This is a genomic window from Delftia sp. DS1230 (assembly GCF_040112715.1).
GTDB classification, from domain to species: Bacteria; Pseudomonadota; Gammaproteobacteria; order Burkholderiales; family Burkholderiaceae_C; genus Comamonas; species Comamonas tsuruhatensis.
This window is the reverse complement of record NZ_CP157763.1, coordinates 3,212,660-3,235,790: the sequence shown is the minus strand read 5'-3', so window position 1 is coordinate 3,235,790 and position 23,131 is coordinate 3,212,660. Positions and strand designations below refer to the sequence as shown.

The following is a 23,131-nucleotide window of genomic DNA, read 5'->3' as shown; positions in this document are numbered from 1 at the left end:
CTGGCGGCCGTGCAGGCCTACAGGCTCAGGTCGATGGAGTGCACCCGGTGCGCGTCCAGCAGGCCGGCAGCCCGGTCGGCGAAGTAGCGCTCCAGCGTCACGCGCACGGTGCGGAAGGCCAGTTCTTCCCAGGGAACATCGGCCTGCGCAAACAGGCGGGCCTCCATGGTTTCGGGGCCGGGATAGAACTGCTCGCTGCGCAGACGGGCGCGGTAGAACAGATGGACCTGGCTGACCTTGGGCACGTCCACGATGGAAAACAGCGGCCCCATCTCGATGTCGGCGCCGGCTTCCTCGTCGGTCTCGCGCTGGGCGCCGCGTGCCGTGGTCTCGGCCAGTTCCATGAAGCCTGCGGGCAGGGTCCACAGGCCCCGGCGCGGCTCGATGTTGCGCTTGCACAGCAGCACGCGGCCGTCGTCGGTCACGGGGATGGTGCCCACCACGTTCAGCGGGTTCTCGTAGTGGATGGTGTGGCAGTGCGGGCACACGGCGCGCTCGCGCGTGTCGCCATCGTCAGGAAGGCGGTAGACCACCGCCGTGCCGCAGGCTCGGCAGAACTTGATGGGGCTGCGAAAAATCATGCCGACACCATGAAAGTGAAAGCGCCGCCAGACGGAAGGCAGTAAGGCATTCCGTGCGGCGGACCGTGGGTTCAAACACAAAGGCCGGCAGGCCGGGGAGCGTGCTCCCTGCTGCCTTGCCGGCCTGTCGCCAGGCTCAGAGAAAACTCAGGCGATCTTGACGCTCAAGGGGCTCAGCCCGTCGATGCGGCCTTCCAGCAGGTCACCGCGCACCACGGCGGCCACGCCTTCGGGCGTGCCCGTCATGATCAGGTCGCCGGGCTGCAGTTCCCAGGCCGCCGACAGGTGCTCGATGGTCTCGGCAATGTTCCAGATCAGCTTGCCGATGTCGCTGCGCTGGCGGTCGGCGCCATTGACCTGCAGCGAGATCGCGGCCTTGGCGATGTCGCCGGCCTCGGCTGCCGGGGTGATGGGGCCGATGGGTGCGGCATGCTCGAAGGCCTTGCCGATGCACCAGGGGCGGCCCTGTTTCTTCATGTCGTTCTGAAGGTCGCGGCGCGTCATGTCCAGGCCCACGGCGTAGCCCCAGATGTAGTCCAGCGCGTCGGCGGCCAGGATGTTCTTGCCCGCCTTGCCGATGGCCACGACGAGCTCGATCTCGTGGTGCAGGTTGGAGGTCAGCGTGGGGTAGGGCATGGTGCCCGTGGTGCCGGCCTCGACGGGCACGATGGCGTCGGCAGGCTTGAGGAAGAAGAAGGGCGGCTCGCGGCCGGTGAAGCCCATCTCCTTGGCGTGTTCTTCGTAGTTGCGGCCCACGCAGTAGATGCGGTGCACGGGGAAGCGCTCGGGGCGGCCCAGGACGGGTACGCTGGCCACGGCGGGCGGGTTGAAAACGTAGCTCATGTCGGTGTTCCTCTGGCGCCTTGTCTCTTGGGCGCCGCCGCAAGTGTGCCATGCATCGGCGCTGCTGCACGGTATGCTTTGCGGTCTATGAAGCTCCACACCTACTTCCGCTCGTCGGCCTCCTACCGCGTGCGCATTGCGCTGCAGATCAAGGGCCTGGACTATGAATCCGTACCCGTGCACCTGCTGCGCGGCGACCACAAGGCGCCGGCCTATGCCCAGCATGTCGGCGATGCGCTGGTGCCGGCGCTGGAGACCGAGGACGGCCACTGGCTGACCCAGTCCATGGCCATCATCGAATATCTCGATGAGACCCATGCCGAAATACCGCTGCTGCCGCGTGACGCCCTGGGCCGTGCCCATGTGCGCGCACTGGCCCAGATGGTGGCCTGCGAGATCCATCCGCTCAACAACCTGCGCGTGCTCAAGTACCTGGTGCGCAACCTGGGTGTCTCCGACGAGGCCAAGAGCGGCTGGTACGTGCATTGGGTGCGATCGGGCCTGGAGGCCTTCGAGCGCCAGCTGGACCTGCTGGCCGCCGAGCGCGAGGCCGCCGGCCTGCCGCCTTCGCTGTTTTGCTGGGGCGACACGCCCACGCTGGCCGATTGCTGCCTGGTGCCGCAGATCTTCAACGGCCGCCGCTTCAACGTGAGCCTGGACGGCCTGCCGCGCCTGGCGGCCATCGTCGATCGCTGCGAGGCGCTGCCGGCCTTCCAGAAGGCCCATCCCTCGGCCTGCCCCGACGCGGAATGAGCGCGGCCCGGCCTGACTCCATCCCCGGCAACCTCCCCGGCACCATCCCCGCATCCTGGCTGGTGCCCGACTGGCCCGCGCCGCCCGGCGTGCACGCGCTGTGCACCTCGCGCGAAGGCGGTGTCAGCACGGCGCCCTGGGGCAGCCTGAACCTGGGCGACCATGTGGGCGACGACCCGCAGGCCGTGCGCGCCAACCGCCAGCGCCTGCAGGAGATCGTGCGTGCGGATACGCCGGATGCCTGCGCGGTGTTCCTGCAGCAGGTGCATGGCGTGGATGTCATCGCACTGGATGCAGGCAGCGTGCAGGGCCAGGCCTTCGATGCCTGCGTGACCAGCGCCTCGGGCGTGGTCTGCACCATCATGGTGGCCGACTGCCTGCCCGTGCTGCTGGCCCATCGCAGCGGCGCCGTGGTGGGCGCGGCCCATGCGGGCTGGCGCGGTCTGGCCGGAATGCCGCCTGGCCATGCGGGTCAGCCGTTGGCAGGCGGTGTGCTGGAGTCTCTGTTCAAGCGCTTTGCCGATCAGCTCCGGACCGCGCCCGAGCAGGTGGCGCCGCAGACCCTGGCATGGCTGGGCCCTTGCATCGGTCCGCGTTCCTTTGAGGTCGGTGCCGAGGTGCGCGCTGCCTTCATCGCGCATGACGCCGCCGCCGCCGCGCATTTCACCGCCATACCTCAGGCGGGCGAGGGCACCCCCAAGTACTTGGCCAGCCTGGCCGGGCTTGCGCGCCAGCGCCTGGCGGCGCTGGGCATCACTGCCATCCATGGCAATGACGGCAGCGACGCATGGTGCACGGTGCTCAACGACTCACGGTTCTTTTCGCACCGGCGCGACGCTGCCCGCCTGGGCAGCAGCGGCCGATTCGCCGCCTGCATCTGGAAGGACTGAGGGCGCGGGCGCGTCCGGTGCGTCCGCCGTGCCCTGCGAGACCTGCTGCTGCGCCAGCCAGGCCTGGCGCTCGGCCAGTTCGCGCGCATGGCGCTTTCGGTTGCGCGCGGGCGTACCCATGATGTAGATCACGATGGACAGCGGCAGCAGTCCATACAGTGCGAAAGTGACCAGGGCGCCGAGTATGCTGCCCGTGGGGCTGGCGGCTTCGGCCACGGCCATCATCAGCGTGACATACAACCAGGCGATAACAACGAGATACATGGTCGATTCGAAAAAGGCGCACCGGGCACGGGTTTTTGTGGAGGGCTGTGCCGGGCAACGGGGGGCTCGCCTGGGTCACAATCAAAACGGATGCCCCGCAAGCCCCAGGCTATTGCGAACGGCATCCGCGAACAAGGATGCAGCATGAATTTTGACCCACTCGCAGGCCTGCCAGGCCAACCCATCCAGCAATTCTGGAACGAGCAATGGAGCCGGACGCTGCAGATACTGCAGCAGATGGGATCACCGGGAATGCCGGGGGCACAGGGCGCGGGCATGCCGGACATGGCCCAGGCCTGGAAGGCTGCAGTCCCCGAACCCGGCGCCTTGCCCGAGAACGCGCTGTCGCTGGACCCCGAAAAGCTGCTGGAGCTGCAGCGCCAGTACCTGGACGGCGCCAAGGCCATGTGCGAGCAGGGCGGCGCCCAGGCGCTGCTGGCCAAGGACAAGCGCTTCAACACCCAATCCTGGGCCGACAACCCGCTGACGGCGGCCACCGCAGCCACCTATCTGCTCAACAGCCGCATGCTCATGGGCCTGGCCGAGGCCGTGCAGGCCGACGAGAAGACCCGCAACCGCGTGCGCTTCGCTGTCGAACAGTGGCTGGCGGCCATGTCGCCCAGCAACTTCCTGGCACTCAATGCAGAGGCGCAGAAGAAGGCCATCGAAACCCAGGGCGAGAGCCTGGCCCAGGGCGTGGCCAACCTGCTGGCCGACATGCGCCAGGGCCATGTCTCCATGACCGACGAGAGCCTGTTCACCGTGGGCAAGAACGTTGCCACCACCGAAGGCGCCGTGGTGTTCGAGAACGAGCTGTTCCAGCTCATCGAGTACAAGCCGCTGACGGACAAGGTGCACGAGCGTCCCTTCCTCATGGTGCCGCCGTGCATCAACAAGTTCTACATCCTGGACCTGCAGCCCGACAACTCGCTGATCCGCTATGCCGTCAGCCAGGGCCACCGCACCTTCGTGATGAGCTGGCGCAATCCCGACGACAGCCTGGCGCACAAGACCTGGGACAACTACATCGAAGACGGCGTGCTCACCGGCATCCGCGTGGCACGCGAGATCGCGGGGGCCGAGCAGATCAACGTGCTGGGCTTTTGCGTGGGTGGCACCATGCTGTCCACCGCGCTGGCCGTGCTGCAGGCGCGCCACGACCGCGAGCATGGCGCAGCTGCTGCTCCGGCGGCCAAGGCGGCTCCAGCCAAGCGCGCGGCTGGCAGCCGCAGCGCCGCCCGGACATCCACAGCCCGCGCCACGGCGCCGGCCGGCGTGCCGTTTCCCGTGGCCAGCGTCACGCTGCTGACCACTTTCATCGACTTCAGCGACACCGGCATCCTCGATGTCTTCATCGACGAGTCCGTGGTGCGCTTCCGCGAAATGCAGATGGGCGAGGGCGGCCTCATGAAGGGCCAGGACCTGGCATCGACCTTCAGCTTTCTGCGTCCCAACGATCTGGTCTGGAACTACGTGGTGGGCAACTACCTCAAGGGCGAAACACCGCCGCCGTTCGACCTGCTGTACTGGAACAGCGACTGCACCAACCTGCCCGGCCCGTACTACGCCTGGTACCTGCGCAACCTCTACCTGGAAAACAAGCTGGTCCAGCCCGGTGCGCTGACCGTCTGCGGCGAGCGCATCGACATGCACCAGCTGCGCCTGCCGGCCTATATCTACGGCTCGCGCGAGGACCACATCGTGCCCGTGGGCGGCTCCTATGCATCGACCCAGGTGCTGGGTGGCGACAAGCGTTTCGTCATGGGCGCATCCGGCCACATCGCGGGCGTGATCAATCCGCCGGCCAAGAAAAAGCGCAGCTACTGGCTGCGTGAGGACGGCCAGCTGCCGCCCACGCTCAAGGAGTGGCAGGCCGGCGCCGACGAGTACCCGGGCAGCTGGTGGGCCGACTGGAGCCCCTGGCTGGCCGAGCACGGCGGCAAGCTGGTCGCGGCGCCAAAGCAGTACGGCAAGGGCAGGGAATACACGGCCATCGAGCCGGCCCCGGGCCGCTACGTGCTGGCCAAGGCCTGAGGCACAATCGTTTCGATGCTGCAGCGCAATAACGCTGCGGCTTGAATGCAGGGTGCCGCTGCCGCAGCTTCGGCAGTGCGCGCCCGGGCATCCCTTCAAGAGTCCAAAGAAAGGTCCGTCATCATGGAAGACATCGTCATCGTTTCCGCTGTCCGCACTGCCGTTGGCAAGTTCGGCGGCACCCTTGCCAAGATCCCCGCCACCGAACTGGGCTCCATCGTGATCCGCGAGGCTCTGAGCCGCGCCAAGGTCGGCACCGACCAGGTCGGTGAAGTCATCATGGGCCAGGTGCTGGCCGCTGGCGCAGGCCAGAACCCTGCACGCCAGGCCATGATGAAGGCCGGCATCGCCAAGGAAACCCCGGCCCTGACCATCAACGCGGTCTGCGGCTCGGGCCTGAAGGCCGTGATGCTGGCGGCCCAGGCCGTGGCCACGGGCGACAGCGAGATCGTCGTGGCCGGCGGCCAGGAAAACATGAGCCTGTCCCCCCACGTGCTGCCGGGCTCGCGCGACGGCCAGCGCATGGGCGAGTGGAAGATGGCCGACACCATGATCGTGGACGGCCTGTGGGACGTCTACAACCAGTACCACATGGGCATCACGGCCGAGAACGTGGCCAAGGAAAAGAGCGTCAGCCGCGAGCAGCAGGACGCCCTGGCCCTGGCCAGCCAGCAAAAGGCCACGGCCGCGCAGGACGCCGGCAAGTTCGTGGATGAGATCGTTCCCGTCAGCATTCCCCAGCGCAAGGGCGATCCCGTGGTCTTTGCGGCCGACGAGTACATCAACCGCAAGACCAACGCCGAGGCGCTGGCAGGCCTGCGTCCGGCCTTCGACAAGGCCGGCTCGGTGACGGCCGGCAATGCTTCGGGCCTGAACGACGGCGCCGCCGCGGTGGTGGTGATGAGCGCCTCCAAGGCCAAGGCCCTGGGCCTGACGCCGCTGGCGCGCATTGTCTCCTATGCCACCAGCGGTCTGGACCCCGCCACCATGGGCCTGGGCCCGGTGTTCGCCTCGCGCAAGGCGCTGCAGCGTGCGGGCTGGACCGCGCAGGACGTGGACCTGTTCGAGCTGAACGAAGCCTTTGCGGCCCAGGCCTGTGCGGTGAACCAGGAGCTGGGCATCGACCCGGCCAAGGTCAACGTCAACGGCGGCGCCATTGCCATCGGCCACCCCATCGGCGCATCGGGCGCCCGCATCCTGGTGACCCTGCTGCACGAGATGCAGCGCAGCGGCGCCAGGAAGGGTCTGGCCGGCCTGTGCATCGGCGGCGGCATGGGCGTGGCCATGACCGTGGAGCGCGTCTGAAAGGCTCCGGGAAAACGTTAGCAAGCTTTCAGGGTAGATCCTAGGCTTGACTAGGGCCTGCCCGAAGAGGGGCGCAGCGCACGCGCTGCATACTAGCCATGCGAGGGGGCCGGGCCCAGAGGCTCAGGCACCCTTGGCGATAACCGGCGTCAATGTTCCGGTTGTCATGGATAGATTGATCTGAAGCAACCATTGATTGACAGGAGAGAAGAATGGCTCAAAAAGTAGCGTATGTCACAGGGGGAATGGGAGGCATCGGAACGGCCATCTGCCAGCGTCTGCACAAGGAAGGCTTCAAGGTCATCGCAGGTTGTGGTCCGTCGCGCGACTTCCAGAAGTGGCTTGACGAGCAAAAGGCGCTGGGTTTCACCTTCCATGCATCGGTGGGCAATGTGGGCGACTGGGCTTCCACCGTCGAAGCCTTCAGCAAGACCAAGGCCGAGCACGGCAACATCGATGTGCTGGTCAACAATGCCGGCATCACGCGTGACCGCATGTTCATCAAGATGACGCCGGAAGACTGGCAGGCCGTCATCGAGACCAACCTCAACTCCATGTTCAACGTGACCAAGCAGGTCGTGGGCGACATGGTGGAAAAGGGCTGGGGCCGCATCATCAACATCAGCTCGGTCAATGGCGCCAAGGGCCAGGCCGGGCAGACCAATTACTCGGCCGCCAAGGCGGGCATGCACGGCTTCACCATGGCGCTGGCGCAGGAGCTGGCCACCAAGGGCGTGACCGTCAACACCGTGAGCCCCGGCTACATCGGCACCGACATGGTCAAGGCCATCCGTCCCGACGTGCTGGAGAAGATCGTGGGCACCATCCCCGTCAAGCGCCTGGGCGAGCCCAGCGAGATCGCATCGATCATCGCCTGGCTGGCTTCGGAGGAAGGCGGCTATTCCACCGGCGCCGATTTTTCGGTCAACGGTGGCCTGCACATGCATTGAACCTGCAAGGGTTCGCACTGCAAAGGAGCCTCCGGGCTCCTTTTTTGTGGGGCAGCCCCGCGGCAAATGTCCCAGAAATGACAAAACCCGCTGAAGCGGGTTCTGTGGAAGAGGGGGTCTGCACGGAAGGCCGTCAGACCGGTGGTGTCAGAGACTGGGGCACCGTGTGCGCCAGCCAGCGCCTCAGCGCTTGCGATCGCGTTCGTCTTCGGGCCAGATGGACATGATGGCGTTCGTTTGCATGGAAACTTCTCCTGTATTGCTCTCTTAACGCGGGCTGGATTCAGCTGGTTGACAGGTTTTTAAAAAATTTTCGAAGGAAGTCGAAACTTTTTCGTGACCCGGTTTTCAAGCGCTGCGGGGGCCGCGCTTGCGGTCACGGTCATCCCATGGCCAGACAGCTTGGGCCAGCGCAGCGGCTGCAAAGCGGGTCTGCAGGGCGGTGTGGGAAAAGATGTCGGTCATTGCAGTCACTCCTTTGCGTGTTCAACGCGGGGCAGTGGCGGCAGGTTGACTCAGGGATTGCCCCAGGACGCAAGCAATTGCAAGCCCGGAGGTGGTGATCTGTCAGTTTGAAGACAGATTTCTGGCGCGGTGAGAAAAAATCCGTTTCCTGACAGAGGCTTACGGGCGGGGCGGGCCAATGTCGATGCTGTTACGCCTCGTTGCCCGCAATGCGTGGGCACAGGTCAACCCGGGGTGAAAACGTCCATCAGGCAAAAATCAGGGTCACGGCAGGCGCGTCGTCCACGATGTAGCCGCGGTACATGCCGGCGCTGTTGAAGGGGCAGTGCACGCGTCCGTCGCTGTCCACGGCCACCACGCCGCCCTGGCCACCGATGTGTGTCAGCGTGCCCCGCACTGCGGCGTCGGCTGCGAGTTCCAGGCTTTGCCCCAGGTAGCGCATGCGCGCATGGATGTCGTGCGCGATGGCTGCGCGCAGGAAATGCTCTCCGGTTCCGGTGGCCGCCACGGCGCAGGTGGTGCTGTCGGCGTAGAAACCTGCGCCCACCACGGGCGTGTCGCCCACGCGCCCGGGGCGCTTGTTGGTCAGCCCGCCGGTGGATGCCGCGGCGGCCAGGTTGCCATGCACATCGCGCGCCACGGCGCCGACCGTGCCCATCTTGCCGTTCTCGTTCAGCGGAGCAGGGTGCGCCGCCAGTCCGCTGGCGTCGTGGTCCAGCAGCGCGGTCTGGCCGGATTGCGCCTGCACCCGGCGCAGCTGTGCCAGGCGCTCGGCAGAGTCGAAGTAGCCTGCATCCATCCGCGCCAGCCCGCGTTCATCGGCAAACCGTTGCGCCCCCTCGCCGACCAGGAGCACGCACTGGCCGTCATCAAGAACATGCCGTGCCAGCGCAATCGGATTGCGCACCTGGCTGACGGAAGCGACTGCGCCGGCCCGCAGGTTGCTGCCGTCCATCAGGCCGGCGTCCATCTCGTGGCGCGCGTCGCGCGTGTAGACGGAGCCGCGCCCGGCATTGAACAGCGGGCAGTCTTCCAGGGACTGGCACGCGGCCTGGACGGCGTCCAGCGCGCTGGCGCCGCGCCGCAGCAGGGCGGCGCCCGCCCCCAGCGCCTGGGCCAGCGCGGCGTGGTAAGGGGCCTCGTCGGCCTGGCCCTGGATGACGATGCCTGCGCCGCCGTGCACGGCAATGGAAAATTTTCGGGAGTTCTGGGGCATGTTCATTGGAGTGCGTAGCGCGATTCCAGGAAGCGGCCATAGCGGGCGATGCCCAGGCCGATGAGCAGGTAGACGGCACAGACCACCATGTACATCTCCACGAAGTACGCAATCCAGTGGGGGTCGCTCATGGCCATCTTCAGGGAGCCAGTGATGTCGTAGATGTTCACGATCGCCACCAGGGAGGTGTCCTTCACCGCGCCGATGAAGTTGCTCACCGTGGGCGCGATGGTCACGCGCAGCGCCTGCGGCAGGACCACGTGGCGCAGCACCTGCACCCTGGTGAAGCCCATGGCCTGGGCCGCCATGACCTGGCCTTGGGGCACGGCCTGCAGCCCGCCGCGAAACACCTCGGCAAGATAGGCCGCGCTGAAGGCCGCCAGGCAGACGGCGATGCGGACCATGGGGTCCACCCTCCATTGCGCGGGCACCAGCATGGGCAGCACGAAGGCCCCGAAGAACAGCAGCGTGATCAGGGGCACGCCGCGCACCGCTTCGATGAACAACGTGCAGAGCACGCGCAGCAAAGGCAGGCTGGAGCGCCGGCCCAGTGCCAGCAGGATGCCCAGCGGAACGCCGGCCAGGCAGGCGATCACGGCAAGGAACAGGGTCAGCGGCAGGCCGCCCCACAGATCGCTGGGCACGGGTGCCAGGCCGGCCACACCGCCGGCCATCAGCACGCCAAAGCCGGTCAACCCGGCCAGCAGCATTGCCATGCCGGCGCGGCCGAAGAAGCGCGGTAGCGCCGCCACGCCCACGCTGCCCAGCAGCCAAAGACTGGCGGCGACGGGGCGCCATTGCTCTGCCACGGGATAGCGGCCCAGGAATACCAGGCGGTATTTCTCGCGCACCACGCCCCAGCAGGCGCCGGCCGCAGCGCGGCATGTGTCGGGGTTGGCTGCGGTTTCGGCGTCGAGCAGGCCCCAGGCCAGCAGTTTCCAGCCCGCCCACAGCGCGGCCAGCAGCAGCGTGGCGGTGATGAGCCCGGAGAGCGCATCCGGAAACAGGCTGGCGCGCAGGCGCTGCGCCAGCGGAACCCGGGGCGGGGCCACCGGCAGGGCCGGTGCGCGGAGTACGGCACTCATGGGCAGGTCTTTCCCGGCTAGCGTGTGATGAAGGCACTGCGCTGGTTGAAGGCATTCAATGCCAGCGAGGTCAGCAGGTTGATGGCCAGGTAGACCACCGCGATGATGGTCACGCATTCGATGGCCTGGCCGGTCTGGCTCATGGCGGTGTTGGCGACCATCACCACGTCGGGGTAGCCGATGGCCACGGCCAGCGAGGAGTTCTTGATGGTGCTGAGCGCCAGGTTGGTATAGGGCGGAATGATCACCCGCAGGGCCTGCGGCAGCACGACCAGGCGCAGCTGCTGGCTGCGGCGCATGCCCAGGGCCGAGGCAGCATTCCATTGCCCGCGCGGCACGGCCTGCAGACCGGCGCGCACGATTTCAGCGCAATAGGCGGCGGCATACAGGCCCAGGGTTCCTACCAGGGCCAGGAATTCAGGCGTCAGCGCCAGTCCTCCGTCGATGCCGAACATGCCCGGTTGCGGAGAACTCCAGTGCCAGCCCGCCGCGCTGTCGTACACCGGGCCGGGCAGGGCCAGCCCCGCCTTGCTCAGAAAGCCCAGGGGGCCGATGGCCAGAGGCCGGTCCACGTCGGGCAGCAGCGAAGTCAGCGCGAAATACCACAGCAGCACCTGCACCAGCAGCGGGATATTTCGTGCCACATCGACATAGAGGCGCACGGCGCCGCGCAGCAGCGGATGCCTTGCCACTGCGGCCACGCCCAGCAGCAGGCCCAGCACGGTGGCCAGCACGAGCGCGGGCACGGCGGCGCGAACCGTGTTGGCCACGCCGGCCGCGACCGCACGCAGGTAGCTGTCGCCGGGCTCGTAGGGCAGCAGCCCTTCGGAGATGGAAAAGCCGGCCGTCTGCTCCAGAAAGCCGAAGCCCCCGGCAATGCCGCGCGCGGCCATGTTGCGGCTGGCGTTGTGCGCCAGCCAGCCCAGCAGCAATATCAGCAGCCAGCCGATGGCGAGCTGCAAGGCCATCCGGCCCCAGCGTGGCCGGGTGGGGGCCGGTGGCTGCCGTGCCCCGGTGTCGATGGCATTCACGGCTTTCACAGCATCTACAGCGTTCGCGGCGTTCATGGCAGGGTGCCCTCGGCGCGTCAGTTCATCGGCGGCGACATCATCAGGCCGCCCTTGGTGAACAGCGCGTTCTTGCCCCGCGGTACGTTCAGGCCCGACCTGGCGCCCAGGTTGCGTTCATAGCTCTCGCCATAGTTGCCCACGGCCTTGACGATGCGCAGCGCCCATTCCCTGTCCAGCCCCAGCTGCTTGCCCAGGTCGTCGCTCTGGCCCAGGAAACGCTTGACCTGGATGCTGTCGGAGCGGGTCTTGAGCTCGTCGGCATTGGCCTGGGTGATGCCCAGTTCCTCGGCCTCGATCATGGCGTTGAGTGTCCAGCGCACGACAGCGAACCATTCGTCGTCACCGCGGCGCACGGCCGGGCCGGCCGGCTCCTTGGAGATGACTTCGGGCAGGATCACGTAGTCGTCGGGGTTGGCCAGTTCCTTGCCGCGCAGCACGGCCAGGGCGCCGAGGTCGCCGGTATAGGCCTGGCAGCGCCCGCTGCTGAAGGCCTGCAGGGCCGCTTCGGGGTTGTCGAACACCACCGCCTTGTAGTTGAGCTTGTGGGCGCGAAAGTACTCCGACAGGGTCTTTTCCGTGGTGGATCCGCTGATCACGCAGATGGTGGCGCCAGAGAGCTGCTTGACGCTGTTCAGGCCGGGTTTCTTCCTGGCCATGAAGCCCTGGCCGTCGTGGAAATTGATGCCCGCCCACATCAGGCCCAGGCCGTTGTCGCGTGTGAAGGTCCAGGTGGTGTTGCGTGCCAGCAGATCGATCTCGCCGGACTGCAGCGCCGTGATGCGTGTCTGGCCGCTGGTGGGGATGAATTTCACCTTGGTGGCGTCGCCCAGGGTGGCGGCCGCCACGGCGCGGCACAGATCCACGTCCAGCCCGGACCAGTTGCCGCTGCCGTCGGCCAGCGCAAAGCCTGCGCGCCCCGTGTGCACACCGCAGGCCACGGCGCCGCGCTGCTTGATGCCATCCAGCGTCTTGCCTGCGTGGGCCGGCACGGCAGCGAGCGTGGCCGCGGCGGCCATCGAGGCGAAAAGAAAGCGGAAACGGGCAGGGGCATTCATGCGGAGTCCTTTGCGGCGGGATGGGGGGCCTGGGGTTGCGGCTTGCTCGCCGCAGGTGAAGCGGGGCTGCTGTCCGGTGTCAGGTAGGGAAGCACCGACTCGGACAGTTCGACCAGGCTGCGCACGGCCTGGGGCGTGGCGCGGATGACCTGGGTGGCCAGCGCTTCGACCATGGCCATGGCCGCCAGCACCGACGATGGCAGCAGAGGGTGGGCGGCAGGGGCCAGCAGCGCGTAGTCGGCCTGGTCGGCCAGCGGGCTGGTGGCCTCGTCGGTGATGGCGATGGTCAGGGCGCCCCGCTGGCGCGCATGCGCCGTCAGCTCCACCGCTTCGCGTGAGTAGCGCGGCAGCGAGATCGCGATCAGCACATCCTGCTCCGTCAGCCCTGTCATGCGGCGTACCGCCTGTTCCGATCCGCCTGCGGAGGTCACTTCCACCACCTGCGGCAGATAGGGCTGCAGCGCGTCGGCGCCAAAGGCTGCCACATGGTGGGAGCTGCCAAAGCCCATGAACAGGACGCGCCGCGCGCGGCAGATGCGCTGGGCCAGTTGATCGAGCAGGCCGGGGTCGCAGGCCTGTGCGGCCGCCTGCAGATTGCGCTGCGTGTGCTCGAAGGCCTGCGCTCCCACGGCGCTTGCGGCAGGCTCGTGCGCCGCGCGCAGCTTGTTCACGGGCTCCAGGGCCTGTTGCAGCTGGCGGCCCAGGTGCAGGCGCAGATCGGCAAAGCCTTCGTAGCCGGCGTGCTTGGCGAAGCGGTTGACGGCAGCCAGGGAGCCGCCACAGGCATTGGCCACTTCCTCGGCGCTCAGCGTGACGGCCAGGACCGGATGCGCGGCCATCCAGCGGCCGACCCGGGCGACGGCGGGCGAGCCATCGACGCTGGCGCGCAGCAGTTCCTGTACGGCGGGATGGGGATGGAGTTCCATGAATGAATGAAAGTGAATGATCTCTTTCATTTATTATTTTTTAGGAATGAAATCTTTCATTCAGGGGAAACCCTGAACCGAACGATCCATGCGTTCCGCTGGCTACGGGGGAGTGCGAGGGCGTGAGGGGAGTGGGGGGGAGGGCGGGGCCTCAGGGGCGCACTTGGGTGGAGCCGAAGTGGAGCGCCGTCTTCACGCGGGACGACGCTGGTGGCAGACGGTCATGGGTGCGAGCAAGGGCCTCGCACCCATGGGGCCGCCTGATTTTCGGGAACGACTGGAATCAGTCGGACATCTCGGCCGACAGCTGCTCGATCTGCTCGCTCAGTTCCAGCCAGCGTTCTTCCAGGCTGTCGATCTCGTCGTTGCAGGCCTTGAGGCTGCGGCCTGCTTCGGCCATCTCGGCGGGCGAGATGGGCTGGCTCAGCAGGCCCTCCAGCCGCGTGCGTTCGGCCTGCAGCTGGGGCAGGCGCTTGTCCAGCTGTTCCAGTTCCTTCTTGAACGGCCGGGTCTTCTCGGCCATTTGCTGGCGGGACAGGGCGGCCAGGCGCCGTTGCTCGCGCTGGTCTCCGGCACTGGCGGCCGGCGGCGTGTATGGGGCAGCGGGGGCCGGGGCCAGCGCAGCAGCCACGGGGGCCTGCACTGCAGGTGCTGCAGCTGCTGCACCTGCTGCGGGCTCCACCTGCGCTGCCGCCTTGCTGGTGGCCGCAGCCGCCTGTTCGGCCTTGCGGGCTTCCTCGCGCAGGCGGCGGGATTCTTCCAGCAGGTAGCGCTGGTAGTCGTCCAGGTCGCCGTCGAAGGGGCCGACCACGCCACGGCCGACCAGCCAGAAGTCCTCGCAGACCGAGCGCAGCAGGGCGCGGTCGTGGCTGACCAGCATGACGGTGCCGTCGAAGTCGTTGATGGCCATGGCCAGGGCCTCGCGCGTGGCCAGGTCCAGGTGGTTGGTGGGCTCGTCCAGCAGCAGCAGGTTGGGGCGCTGCCAGACGATCATGGCCAGCACCAGGCGCGCCTTCTCGCCGCCGCTCATGCTGCCCACGGCCTGCTTGACCATGTCGCCGCTGAAGTTGAACGTACCCAGGTAGCTGCGCAGGTCCTGCTCGCGCGCCTGCGGGCCGGTGGCGCCGGTGTCCCGTGCCAGGCGGATCATGTGCTCCATCGGGTTTTCGCCGGGGCGCAGCACGTCCAGTTCCTGCTGGGCGAAGTAGCCGATGTTCAAGCCCTTGCCTTCGGTCACGGTGCCGGCCAGGGCCTTCATCTCGCGCGCGATGGTCTTGACCAGGGTGGACTTGCCCTGGCCGTTGGCACCCAGGATGCCGATGCGCTGGCCCGCCAGCACCGAGCGGTTGACGCCGCGCAGGATGGTGGTCGCCTGGCCTTCGTCGTCCAGGTAGCCGAATGCGGCGTCCGTGATCGCCAGCATGGGGTTGGGCAGGTTGGCGGGCGGCTTGAACTCGAAGGTGAAATCGGCGCTGGCCAGCATGGGCGCGACCTTTTCCATGCGCTCGATCTGCTTGACGCGGCTTTGCGCCTGCTTGGCCTTGGAGGCCTTGGCCTTGAAGCGGTCGATGAATTTTTGCAGGTGGGCGATCTTTTCCTGCTGGCGCTCGAACGAAGCCTGCTGCAGCAGCATCTGCTGGGCGCGCAGTTCCTCGAACTTGCTGTAGTTCCCGCCATAGCGCGTGACCTGCGCGTTTTCGATGTGCAGCGTGGTGTTGGTGATGGCGTCCAGGAATTCGCGGTCATGGCTGATCACGACCAGGGTGCCGGGGTAGCGCTTGAGCCAGGCTTCCAGCCAGACCAGGGCGTCCAGGTCCAAGTGGTTGGTGGGCTCGTCCAGCAGCAGCAGGTCGGAGGGGCACATCAGCGCGCGCGCCAGCTGCAGGCGCATGCGCCAGCCGCCCGAGAAGCTGTTGACGGGGTGCTCCAGCTCGGAGACCTTGAAGCCCAGGCCCAGGATCAGGGCCTGTGCGCGCGGCACGGCGTCGTGGGCACCGGCGTCGGCCAAGTCCACGTGGGCATGGGCGATGGCCATGCCGTCCTCGCTGGCCTCGGCTGCCGCGAGCTGGGCGTTGAGCTCGCTCAGGCGGGTGTCGCCGTCCAGCACGAACTGGGTGGCCGTCTCCGAGGTCTCGGGCATGTTCTGCGCGACCTGGCCCAGGCGCCATTGCGAAGGGATGGAGAACTCTCCACCGTCCTCGGCCAGGCTGCCGTTGAGCAGGGCGAACAGGCTGGACTTGCCGGCGCCATTGCGTCCGACAAGGCCGACTTTTTCACCGGGGTTGATGGAGACGGAGGTGCTGTCCAGCAGCACGCGGGTGCCGCGGCGCAGGGTAATGTTGCGAAGGCTGATCATGAATGGGCAGGATTATCCCAGCGATTGCGCCAGGACAGGATTGCCGCCCGCCATGCCCGTGCCCGGCCACGGTGCAAAGCCCTGGTACCAGGCCCTAGATCGGCTGTATGCCCACGCGCTGCATCATGGACTGGGTGAACTGGATCTCTCGCTCGAAGCCCTTGGCATAGGCGTCGGCGCTGGTGATGGCGACCTTGCCGCCTTCCTGCTCCAGCAAGGCGATGACCCTGGGCTGCCTGAGCACCTCCTCCAGCGCCGTGCGCAGCCGCTGGACGATGGGCTCGGGCGTGGCGGCCGGCACGGACACGCCGCCCCAGGACGTGAGGTTGACATTGGGCACGCCCAGCTCGGCCAGGGTCTGCACCTGGGGCAGCTTGGCGTTGCGCTGCGGCCCGGCAATGGCCAGCGGCACCAGCTTGCCGGCCAGCACCTGGGGATAGGCCACGGAAAACAGCGGGGCGCCGAAGGCCACCTGCTGGCCCAGCACGGCATTGACCAGCTCGGACGCGCCCTTGTAGGGCACATGGTTGACCTGCAGGCCCATGCTGGAGGCCAGCATCTCCACGCCCAGGTGCGATGGCGTGCCCACGCCGCCCGAGGCATAGTCCAGCGCGCCGGGTTTGGCCTTGGCGCGCGCGGCCAGGTCGTCCAGCGTGCGCATGCCAGAGTCGGCATGCACGACGACCAGGATGTCCGAGCGCGACATGCCCAGCACATGGCGGAAGTCCTTGAACACGTCGTAGCCCGGGCTTTTGTACATGCGCATGGCGGCGGCCATGGGCGAGCCCGAATACAGCAGGGTGTAGCCGTCCGCCGGCGCCTTGGCCACCTGGCGTGCGCCGATGTTGCCGCCTGCGCCGGCGCGGTTGTCTATCACCACGGGCTGGCCCAGCTGGGCCGACAGCGCCTCGGCCACGATTCGCGCGGCCGTGTCGGGGCTGGTGCCGGCCAGGTAGGGCACCACCCATTTGATGGGGCGCGTGGGCCAGGCGCTGTCGTGTGTGGTGGCTGTGGCGGCTGTGGTGGCCCAGGGCAGGCCTGCGGCAAGCGATGCGGCGCCCGCAGCGCGCAGGAATCGGCGTCGGTCCGGCCTTTGGGATGGATTGTCTTGCATGGCGTTGTCTCCTTGTCTTTTCGCTTCTATGCCGGCCAGCTTCAGGCGCCGGTCCGCTCCAGCAGTTCCTTGGCGATGGTGTTGCGCTGTATCTCGCTGGTGCCCGTGAGCACGCGGTACATGCGCAGCATGCGGAACAGGAATTCCACGCGCCGGCCCTGGACGATGCCTTCGCCGCCATGGATCTGCACGGCGCGGTCGGCAATGCGGAACGCCGTCTCCGAGCAGAACAGCTTGCTCATCGAGGCCTGGGCGCGCGCATCGATGCCGGCGTCGATGGCGCGGGCCGTCTGCACCATCAGTGCGCGCGCGGCCATCCATTCGGTGGCCATGTCGGCCAGCATGTGCTGTATGGATTGGAACTGGGCAATGCTGCGGCCGAATTGCTGGCGCCCCAGCGCATAGTCGCGCGCATCGCGCAGCGCCACCTGGGCCAGGCCCAGCATGGCCGGGCAGTGCAGCAGGCGGTTGACGGTGATGCGGCCCAGCGCCAGGGCCAGGCCCCGGCCCGGCTCGCCGATCAACTGGGCAGCGGGCACGCGGCAGCCGTCGAGCACGATGTCCCCCGTGCTGGACTGCCCGGCCATGGTCTTGTAGCCGCTGACCACCTGCACGCCCGGTGCATGCAGGTCCACGAAGAAGGCGCTGATCTCGCGCTGCGGGCTGCCCTCGGGCGCGGTCGAGGCCATGAGCACGGCGAAGTCGGCAAACGGCGAGCCCGAGATGAAGCGCTTGCGGCCGTGGAGCACGTAATGGTCGCCTTCCAGCACGGCGCGCGTCTCCAGCGCGCCCGCGTCCGAGCCGGCCGCTGCCTCGGTCAGCGCAAAGCAGATGGATTTCTCGGCGCGCGCCACGGGCAGGATGAACTGCTCCATCTGCAGCGGCGTGGCCTTGCGGATCAGCGCGCCTATGCGCGGCGGGCCGCTGAGTTCGCCCAGCACATGGGGCGCGAAGGGCGAGCCCGTGGCGTAGATGGCCTCCTTGACCAGCACCTGATCGAGCACGGACAGGCCGGCGCCGCCCATGGACTCGGGCAGGGTCATGCCGTAGAAGCCGCGCGCATGCGACAGCTTCCAGACCTGGCGCAGCAGCTCGGTGGAGGCGCTGTTTTCATGGTCCACGCCATGCGCGCGGGCGAGGTCGGCCAGTTCGCCGTGGATGAAGGCGTTGAGCGCGTCGATCAGGCCGGCTGCGCGTTCCGAGCCTTCAAAGGGCATTTCCAGCAGGGCAGCGTTGGCGGCGGGGAGAGTGTCTTTGGCGTTCATCTCAGTTCACCTTGCGGGCGTGGTTGGCCCAGTAGGGCGCCTGCACGGCGCGGCGCATGACCTTGCCGTTGGGGTTCTTGGGCAGCTGTTGCACGAATTCGATGTGGCGCGGACGCTTGAAGCCGCCCAGGCGCTCCGCGCAGAAGCGGTCCAGCGCGGCGCTGTCGCCGGCCAGGCCAGGCTTGAGCACGATGTGGGCGGCCACGGCCTCGCCCCATTTGTCGTCGGGAATGGCGAACACGCAGGCATCGGCCACCGAGGCGTGTTCGTAGAGCACGGACTCCACCTCGGACGGATAGACGTTGAAGCCGCCGCTGATGACCATGTCCTTCTTGCGGTCCACGATGTAGACAAAGCCCTGCTCGTCCATGCGGGCCAGATCGCCCGTGTGGTAGCGGCCGTTTTTGAGCACCTCGGCCGTCAGCTCGGGCGCGCGCCAGTAGCCTGCAAAGACATCGGCGCCGCTGACCACGATCTCGCCGATCTCGCCCTCGGGCACCGGGCGGCCCTCGTCGTCCAGCACTTCGACCAGGGATTCCAGGAAGGGCCGGCCGCAGGAAGCCAGCCGCTCTGGGCGCGATGCGCGCGCCTGCAGGTGGTCCTGCACCGTCAGGCCGCAGACGCCGGAGGTGGTCTCGCCCGCGCCATAGCCCTGGGACAGGATGGGGCCGAACACGTCCATGGCCTGCAGGATGCGTGCGGGCGCCATGGGCGCTGCGCCGTAACCCAGGCGCAGCAGGTCGGGCAGGGGGCGGTAGCGGCCGCCGATCTCGGCCAGCAGCATGTTGATCATGGTGGGCACCATGAAGGTATGGGTCACGCGCCGCGCCTGCATCTCGGCCATGAAGGCGCCCGGCTCGAAGCCTGAGAACAAGTGGATGGTGGCGCCCGTGCACAGCGCCGGCACCATCTGCATGCCCGAGGCGTGCGTGACCGGCCCCACCAGGCCCAGCACGTGGCCGGCCTGCATGCCCTCGCCGCGCATCAGGAATTTGCGCAGCTGGGCCAGGCGGTTGCCGAAGGTCTGCATGGCGGCCTTGAGCACGCCCGATGAACCCGAGGTGTAGTGCAGCACGGCCACCTCGTGCTCGTGCACGGCCACGGGCTGGAAGCGGTCGCTGGCGCGGGCGAGCAGGGCCTCGTAGCTTTCGCCGGCGGGGCCGTCCAGCAGCAGCAGGCGCACGTCGGCAGACTGCAGGTGCGGCTTGAAGGCCTCGGCGCGCGCTGAGGTGGTCACGATGACGGCGGCATCGCTGTTGGCCGCGATATCGCCCACTTCGCGCGGCGAAAGGCGTGCGTTGAAGGGCGCCTTGATGAGCCCTGCATTGTAGCAGGCGATCTCGATCTCCACGATTTCCACGCAGTTGGGCAGGTAGATGCCCACGCGGTCGCCACGGGACAGGCCCTGGGCAAGCAGGGCGTTCGCCAGGCGGTTGGAGCGCTGCTCCAGCTCGGCATAGCTGATGCTGCGCGCGGCGCTGGTCACGGCCGGCTGCGCGCCGTGGGCCCTGCAACTGCGCGCGACCAGTTCGCCGACATTGGGAATGGGAAGGGAGTGGGAATGGGGGTGGCCTGCGGTGGGCCGGGATGTCTCGTGCATGGCATTCCTTGGCTGAAGCCGCGCGTTTTGCGCGGCGTGCCATGCACTGTTCCAGAAGAGGCCTGGAGCGGGGAAATACCGTTTAGTGATTCAGGCGCATCAGAAAAATTGATGTCCAGATCAACCCTTGCGGTATTTGCTGATGACCCCGTGCCCAGATCCCTGCGGTCATGCCGTCATGCCGTCATGCCTGCTGCCAGCGTGCCTGCCAGATGCCGGCCGTGATCAATTGTCGGGCCTGTGCCATCAGCGCCTGCTGAACCACCTGCAGCGCCGGGTCGCTGCTGCGGTTGGCCTGCACGGCCAGGAAGTAGCGGCGCAGCAGCGCGGGCGCCGTGACCTGGGCCACGATCCAGCCGTGCTGGATGGCCGTGGGCGCAGCCTTGGCTTCCTCGCGCAGCCAGGCGGGCGCATCGCTCAGCGAGCAGGCGGGCGTGAAGGTGAAGCCCGCGCCGCAGTGGTAGAGCGAGCGGATGACGCGGGCGGAATCGTGTTCGTGGACGATGTTCAGCCGCAGGTCCCGTGCGTCGGCCGCGGCCTCCACGGTCTGGCGGATGGAAAAGCGGCGCGACTGCAGCACCAGCGGCAGCTGGCAGGCGTGGGCAAAGTCCATGTGAGGCAGGCCGCCGTCCGGCGCGGGGCGCAGCAGCGGGGCCACGCTGCCATCGACGTCCTGGCCGCAGACGTAGATGGATTCCTCGGCCATGGGCTGCACCTGCATGTCGTGCAGGCTGGCCGTGTCCACAAGAATGGCCAGGTCTGCGCGCCGGTCCAGCATGGCCTTTTGCACCATGAGGCTGAGGTCGTCAAGCACGAAGATGCGTATGCGCGGGTGGCTGTTGCGCAGGCTGGCGATCACGGGGCCGGCCAGCAGGCTGGTCAGCAAAAAGGGCAGGGCGATGGTGACCGAGCCTTCGGGGCCCTGCGGCAGGCGCTGTATGCGCTCGCGCATCGCATCGGCGTCGGACAGCAGCCGGCGTGCGTCCTCGTACAGTTGGGCGCCGGCCGGCGTGGGAGTCACGCCGGCGTGGCTGCGCTCCAGCAACTGGGCGCCCAGCTCGCCTTCCAGCTTCTTGATCTGCGCCGTGAGCGCGGGCTGGGCCACGTACAGCGAGTGCGCGGCGCGCGAGAGGCTGCCCGCCTCCAGCACCGCGATGAAGTAGCGCAGCGCCCGCAGGTCCATCTCAGCCCAGGGGGCGGTAGGTGGGGCGCAGGGCCTCGATGTCGCCTTCGGTCCAGGCGCGCAGTGCCTCCTGGGTGATCAGCAGCACCTGCTCGTCGCCCGAGCTGGTGTCCAGCCAGAACACGGGCAGGTCGGGGAAGGCGGCTTCGAAGAAGTCCTTTTCATTGCCGATTTCCAGCACGACCACGCCTTCCTTGGCCAGACGCGAGGGCAGGTCCAGCAGCAGGCGGCGGATGAAGTCCATGCCGTCGGCGCCGCCGGCCAGCGCCAGTTCGGGCTCGGCCTGGTATTCAGCGGGCAGGCGCGACATGCTGTCGGCATTCACATAGGGCGGGTTGCACAGCACCAGGTCCCAGGGGCCGGGCAGGGCGGCCAGTCCGTCGCTTTCCAGCAATTGCACGCGCTCGGCGAGTTCATGGCGGTCCACGTTGATGCGCGCCACGGCCAGCGCGTCGGCCGAGATGTCGGCACCCGTGACCTCGACCTCGGGCCAGGCCATGGCCGCCAGGCAGGCCAGGCTGCCGTTGCCGGTGCACAGGTCCAGCACGCGGCGCGTGCGGTCGGACAGCCAGCCGTCGATGCTGCCGTCGGCCAGCAGCTCGGCAATGAAGCTGCGCGGCACGATGGCGCGCTCGTCCACGTAGAAGGGCACGCCCTGCAGCCAGGCCTCGCGCGTGAGGTAGGCGGCGGGCTTGCGCGTTCGGATGCGCTCTGCGAACAGCTCGGCCACTTCGGCCTGCTGCTGGGCGCTGACGGCCTGGCCGGCCAGGGATTCGGGCGCGCCGGGCGCCAGTTCGCTGTCCAGCGGCAGGCCCAGCTTCCACAGCGTGAGCCAGGCCGCTTCGTCTTCGGCCGTGGCCGTGCCGTGGCCAAAGGCCACGCCGGCCGCCGTGAGCGCTGCGGCCCCGGATGCCACGAGGTCGGCGATGGTGCTGCCCGAGATGGCGGGAATATTGGCAGGGGTGGGGGCGGATGTCATCGTCGGCTCCTTGGTCGCGTTCAGATGGCCTGCTGGCGCTGCAGCTCCTGGAGCGTGCGGCGGTAAATGTTCTTGATGGGCTCGATGTCGGCCACCACGATGTGCTCGTCGATCTTGTGGATGCTGGCGTTGGGCGGGCCCACCTCCACGACCTGGCTGCAGATCTGGGCGATGAAGCGGCCGTCGCTGGTGCCGCCCGTGGTGGACAGCTCGGTCTCCAGGCCGGTCTCGGCGCGGATGGCCGCCTGCACGGCGCTCACCAGCGTGCCCGGCGTGGTCAGGAAGGGCTGGCCGCCAATGGTCCAGGCCAGCTCGTACTCCAGCCCGTGGCGGTCCAGCACGGCGTGCACGCGCTGCTGCAGCGATTCGGCCGTGGACTCGGTGCAGAAGCGGAAGTTGAAGTCGATGGTCACATGGCCGGGAATGACGTTGGATGCGCCCGTGCCGCCATGCATGTTGCTGATCTGCCAGCTGGTGGGCGGGAAGAAGGCATTGCCCTCGTCCCAGCGCGTGGCGGCCAGTTCGGCCAGGGCCGGCAGGGCCTGGTGGATGGGGTTGCGCGCCAGCTGCGGGTAGGCGATGTGGCCCTGGATGCCCTTGACCGTGAGGCGCCCGCTCATGGTGCCCCGGCGGCCGTTCTTGATCATGTCGCCCGTGCGCTCCACCGAGGTGGGCTCGCCGACGATGCACCAGTCCAGGCGCTCGCCGCGCTCGCGCAGCAGCTCGACCACGACCTTGGTGCCGTCCACCGAAGGGCCTTCCTCGTCGCTGGTCAGCAGCAGGGCAATGTCGAAGGAGGGGGTCGGTGTCTCGGCCAGGAATTCCTCCAGTGCCACGACGAAGGCGGCGATGGAGGTCTTCATGTCGCTGGCGCCGCGGCCGTACAGCTTGCCGTCGCGGTGCGTGGGCACGAAGGGCGGGCTGCTCCACTGTTCCAGCGGGCCGGTGGGCACCACGTCGGTATGGCCGGCAAAGACCAGCACGGGCCGGTCGGCGCCTGTCCCGGAGCGCCGGGCCCAGAGGTTGCGCACGCGAAAGCTGTCGGGGCCGCTGTCGATGCGCTCGCAGGCAAAGCCCATGGGCTGCAGGGCATCGGCCAGGAGTTCAAGGCAGCCGGCGTCTTCGGGAGTGACGGAGGGCAGGCTGATCAGCTGCTCGGTCAGTTGCAGGGTGCGGGACATGGTGGGTGGAATCAAA

The 23,131-nt window shown here is 67.8% G+C and carries 20 protein-coding genes; 5 read left to right on the top strand and 15 right to left on the bottom strand.

The window, feature by feature from the left end; all coding sequences use genetic code 11:
- Positions 1–17 precede the first annotated feature (17 nt).
- Positions 18–581, bottom strand: a complete 564-nt coding sequence (locus AAN986_RS14490; RefSeq protein ID WP_016453500.1) for an NUDIX hydrolase — start codon at positions 579–581, stop codon at positions 18–20.
- A gap of 147 nt (positions 582–728) precedes the next feature.
- A complete protein-coding gene (locus AAN986_RS14485; RefSeq protein ID WP_016445923.1) occupies positions 729–1,424 on the bottom strand; it encodes a fumarylacetoacetate hydrolase family protein in 696 nt (231 codons plus the stop codon).
- An 87-nt stretch (positions 1,425–1,511) separates the two neighbouring features.
- Here AAN986_RS14485 and maiA point away from each other — a divergent pair, with 87 nt between their 5' ends.
- Positions 1,512–2,177, top strand: coding sequence for a maleylacetoacetate isomerase (gene maiA, locus AAN986_RS14480; RefSeq protein ID WP_016445924.1), 666 nt, complete (start codon positions 1,512–1,514; stop codon positions 2,175–2,177).
- Entirely contained in the window at positions 2,174–3,067 is an 894-nt protein-coding gene (locus AAN986_RS14475; RefSeq protein ID WP_047218126.1) for a polyphenol oxidase family protein, read from the top strand. Before maiA ends, AAN986_RS14475 begins: the two co-directional genes overlap by 4 nt.
- On the opposite strand, the gene AAN986_RS14470 is transcribed toward AAN986_RS14475, so the two are convergent.
- Complete coding sequence (locus tag AAN986_RS14470; protein WP_074922300.1) at positions 2,987–3,331, bottom strand: hypothetical protein; 345 nt, start codon at positions 3,329–3,331, stop codon at positions 2,987–2,989. The genes AAN986_RS14475 and AAN986_RS14470 overlap by 81 nt on opposite strands.
- Positions 3,332–3,475: 144 nt before the next feature.
- On the opposite strand from AAN986_RS14470, the gene AAN986_RS14465 reads away from it, so the two are divergent.
- The 3 genes from AAN986_RS14465 to phbB all read left to right on the top strand — a co-directional run bounded on the left by AAN986_RS14465 (position 3,476) and on the right by phbB (position 7,620).
- Positions 3,476–5,365 (top strand): alpha/beta fold hydrolase, encoded by a 1,890-nt coding sequence (locus tag AAN986_RS14465; RefSeq protein ID WP_017405032.1) that lies wholly within the window; start codon positions 3,476–3,478, stop codon positions 5,363–5,365.
- A gap of 123 nt (positions 5,366–5,488) precedes the next feature.
- On the top strand, positions 5,489–6,670 hold the full coding sequence (locus tag AAN986_RS14460; protein ID WP_047218124.1) for an acetyl-CoA C-acetyltransferase: 1,182 nt from the start codon (positions 5,489–5,491) through the stop codon (positions 6,668–6,670).
- 212 nt (positions 6,671–6,882) lie between these two features.
- A complete protein-coding gene (gene phbB, locus AAN986_RS14455) occupies positions 6,883–7,620 on the top strand; it encodes an acetoacetyl-CoA reductase (RefSeq protein WP_026062290.1) in 738 nt (245 codons plus the stop codon).
- Positions 7,621–8,332: 712 nt separating this feature from the next.
- Here phbB and AAN986_RS14450 read toward each other — a convergent pair.
- The 12 genes from AAN986_RS14450 to dapE all read right to left on the bottom strand — a co-directional run bounded on the left by AAN986_RS14450 (position 8,333) and on the right by dapE (position 23,115).
- Entirely contained in the window at positions 8,333–9,307 is a 975-nt protein-coding gene (locus tag AAN986_RS14450; RefSeq protein ID WP_047218123.1) for an isoaspartyl peptidase/L-asparaginase, read from the bottom strand.
- On the bottom strand, positions 9,304–10,386 hold the full coding sequence (locus AAN986_RS14445; RefSeq protein WP_047218122.1) for an amino acid ABC transporter permease: 1,083 nt from the start codon (positions 10,384–10,386) through the stop codon (positions 9,304–9,306). Before AAN986_RS14445 ends, AAN986_RS14450 begins: the two co-directional genes overlap by 4 nt.
- Positions 10,387–10,403: 17 nt before the next feature.
- Positions 10,404–11,354 (bottom strand): ABC transporter permease subunit, encoded by a 951-nt coding sequence (locus AAN986_RS14440; RefSeq protein WP_349335280.1) that lies wholly within the window; start codon positions 11,352–11,354, stop codon positions 10,404–10,406.
- Between the two features lie 119 nt (positions 11,355–11,473).
- Positions 11,474–12,511, bottom strand: a complete 1,038-nt coding sequence (locus AAN986_RS14435) for an amino acid ABC transporter substrate-binding protein (protein ID WP_047218120.1) — start codon at positions 12,509–12,511, stop codon at positions 11,474–11,476.
- Positions 12,508–13,467 carry a MurR/RpiR family transcriptional regulator gene (locus AAN986_RS14430; RefSeq protein WP_047218119.1) on the bottom strand — a complete coding sequence of 320 codons (960 nt, stop codon included), beginning with the start codon at positions 13,465–13,467 and terminating at the stop codon, positions 12,508–12,510. The genes AAN986_RS14435 and AAN986_RS14430 overlap by 4 nt, the downstream gene beginning before the upstream one ends.
- 253 nt (positions 13,468–13,720) lie before the next feature.
- The gene (locus AAN986_RS14425) at positions 13,721–15,793 is read right to left on the bottom strand and encodes an ATP-binding cassette domain-containing protein (protein WP_047218118.1); all 2,073 of its coding nucleotides are present in this window, start codon (positions 15,791–15,793) and stop codon (positions 13,721–13,723) included.
- Positions 15,794–15,887: 94 nt separating this feature from the next.
- Positions 15,888–16,907, bottom strand: a complete 1,020-nt coding sequence (locus AAN986_RS14420) for a tripartite tricarboxylate transporter substrate binding protein (RefSeq protein ID WP_013802547.1) — start codon at positions 16,905–16,907, stop codon at positions 15,888–15,890.
- Between the two features lie 41 nt (positions 16,908–16,948).
- Positions 16,949–18,172: an acyl-CoA dehydrogenase family protein gene (locus AAN986_RS14415; RefSeq protein WP_047218117.1), complete on the bottom strand. Its 1,224-nt coding sequence runs from the start codon at positions 18,170–18,172 to the stop codon at positions 16,949–16,951.
- Position 18,173: 1 nt separating this feature from the next.
- Positions 18,174–19,772 carry an AMP-binding protein gene (locus AAN986_RS14410; protein WP_349335279.1) on the bottom strand — a complete coding sequence of 533 codons (1,599 nt, stop codon included), beginning with the start codon at positions 19,770–19,772 and terminating at the stop codon, positions 18,174–18,176.
- Positions 19,773–19,956: 184 nt separating this feature from the next.
- Complete coding sequence (locus AAN986_RS14405; RefSeq protein WP_047218115.1) at positions 19,957–20,955, bottom strand: LysR family transcriptional regulator; 999 nt, start codon at positions 20,953–20,955, stop codon at positions 19,957–19,959.
- A gap of 1 nt (position 20,956) precedes the next feature.
- On the bottom strand, positions 20,957–21,934 hold the full coding sequence (prmB, locus tag AAN986_RS14400) for a 50S ribosomal protein L3 N(5)-glutamine methyltransferase (RefSeq protein ID WP_047218114.1): 978 nt from the start codon (positions 21,932–21,934) through the stop codon (positions 20,957–20,959).
- A 20-nt stretch (positions 21,935–21,954) separates the two neighbouring features.
- The gene (dapE, locus tag AAN986_RS14395) at positions 21,955–23,115 is read right to left on the bottom strand and encodes a succinyl-diaminopimelate desuccinylase (RefSeq protein WP_047218113.1); all 1,161 of its coding nucleotides are present in this window, start codon (positions 23,113–23,115) and stop codon (positions 21,955–21,957) included.
- Positions 23,116–23,131: the final 16 nt, after the last annotated feature.

Bases quoted from the DNA above. Each gene is read 5' to 3' on its own strand.
- AAN986_RS14490 (WP_016453500.1), bottom strand. From the start codon at position 581: ATGATTTTTCGCAGCCCCATCAAGTTCTGCCGAGCCTGCGGCACGGCG.
- AAN986_RS14485 (WP_016445923.1), bottom strand. From the start codon at position 1,424: ATGAGCTACGTTTTCAACCCGCCCGCCGTGGCCAGCGTACCCGTCCTG.
- maiA (WP_016445924.1), top strand. From the start codon at position 1,512: ATGAAGCTCCACACCTACTTCCGCTCGTCGGCCTCCTACCGCGTGCGC.
- AAN986_RS14475 (WP_047218126.1), top strand. From the start codon at position 2,174: ATGAGCGCGGCCCGGCCTGACTCCATCCCCGGCAACCTCCCCGGCACC.
- AAN986_RS14470 (WP_074922300.1), bottom strand. From the start codon at position 3,331: ATGTATCTCGTTGTTATCGCCTGGTTGTATGTCACGCTGATGATGGCC.
- AAN986_RS14465 (WP_017405032.1), top strand. From the start codon at position 3,476: ATGAATTTTGACCCACTCGCAGGCCTGCCAGGCCAACCCATCCAGCAA.
- AAN986_RS14460 (WP_047218124.1), top strand. From the start codon at position 5,489: ATGGAAGACATCGTCATCGTTTCCGCTGTCCGCACTGCCGTTGGCAAG.
- phbB (WP_026062290.1), top strand. From the start codon at position 6,883: ATGGCTCAAAAAGTAGCGTATGTCACAGGGGGAATGGGAGGCATCGGA.
- AAN986_RS14450 (WP_047218123.1), bottom strand. From the start codon at position 9,307: ATGAACATGCCCCAGAACTCCCGAAAATTTTCCATTGCCGTGCACGGC.
- AAN986_RS14445 (WP_047218122.1), bottom strand. From the start codon at position 10,386: ATGAGTGCCGTACTCCGCGCACCGGCCCTGCCGGTGGCCCCGCCCCGG.
- AAN986_RS14440 (WP_349335280.1), bottom strand. From the start codon at position 11,354: ATGGCCTTGCAGCTCGCCATCGGCTGGCTGCTGATATTGCTGCTGGGC.
- AAN986_RS14435 (WP_047218120.1), bottom strand. From the start codon at position 12,511: ATGAATGCCCCTGCCCGTTTCCGCTTTCTTTTCGCCTCGATGGCCGCC.
- AAN986_RS14430 (WP_047218119.1), bottom strand. From the start codon at position 13,467: ATGAAAGAGATCATTCACTTTCATTCATTCATGGAACTCCATCCCCAT.
- AAN986_RS14425 (WP_047218118.1), bottom strand. From the start codon at position 15,793: ATGATCAGCCTTCGCAACATTACCCTGCGCCGCGGCACCCGCGTGCTG.
- AAN986_RS14420 (WP_013802547.1), bottom strand. From the start codon at position 16,907: ATGCAAGACAATCCATCCCAAAGGCCGGACCGACGCCGATTCCTGCGC.
- AAN986_RS14415 (WP_047218117.1), bottom strand. From the start codon at position 18,172: ATGAACGCCAAAGACACTCTCCCCGCCGCCAACGCTGCCCTGCTGGAA.
- AAN986_RS14410 (WP_349335279.1), bottom strand. From the start codon at position 19,772: ATGCACGAGACATCCCGGCCCACCGCAGGCCACCCCCATTCCCACTCC.
- AAN986_RS14405 (WP_047218115.1), bottom strand. From the start codon at position 20,955: ATGGACCTGCGGGCGCTGCGCTACTTCATCGCGGTGCTGGAGGCGGGC.
- prmB (WP_047218114.1), bottom strand. From the start codon at position 21,934: ATGACATCCGCCCCCACCCCTGCCAATATTCCCGCCATCTCGGGCAGC.
- dapE (WP_047218113.1), bottom strand. From the start codon at position 23,115: ATGTCCCGCACCCTGCAACTGACCGAGCAGCTGATCAGCCTGCCCTCC.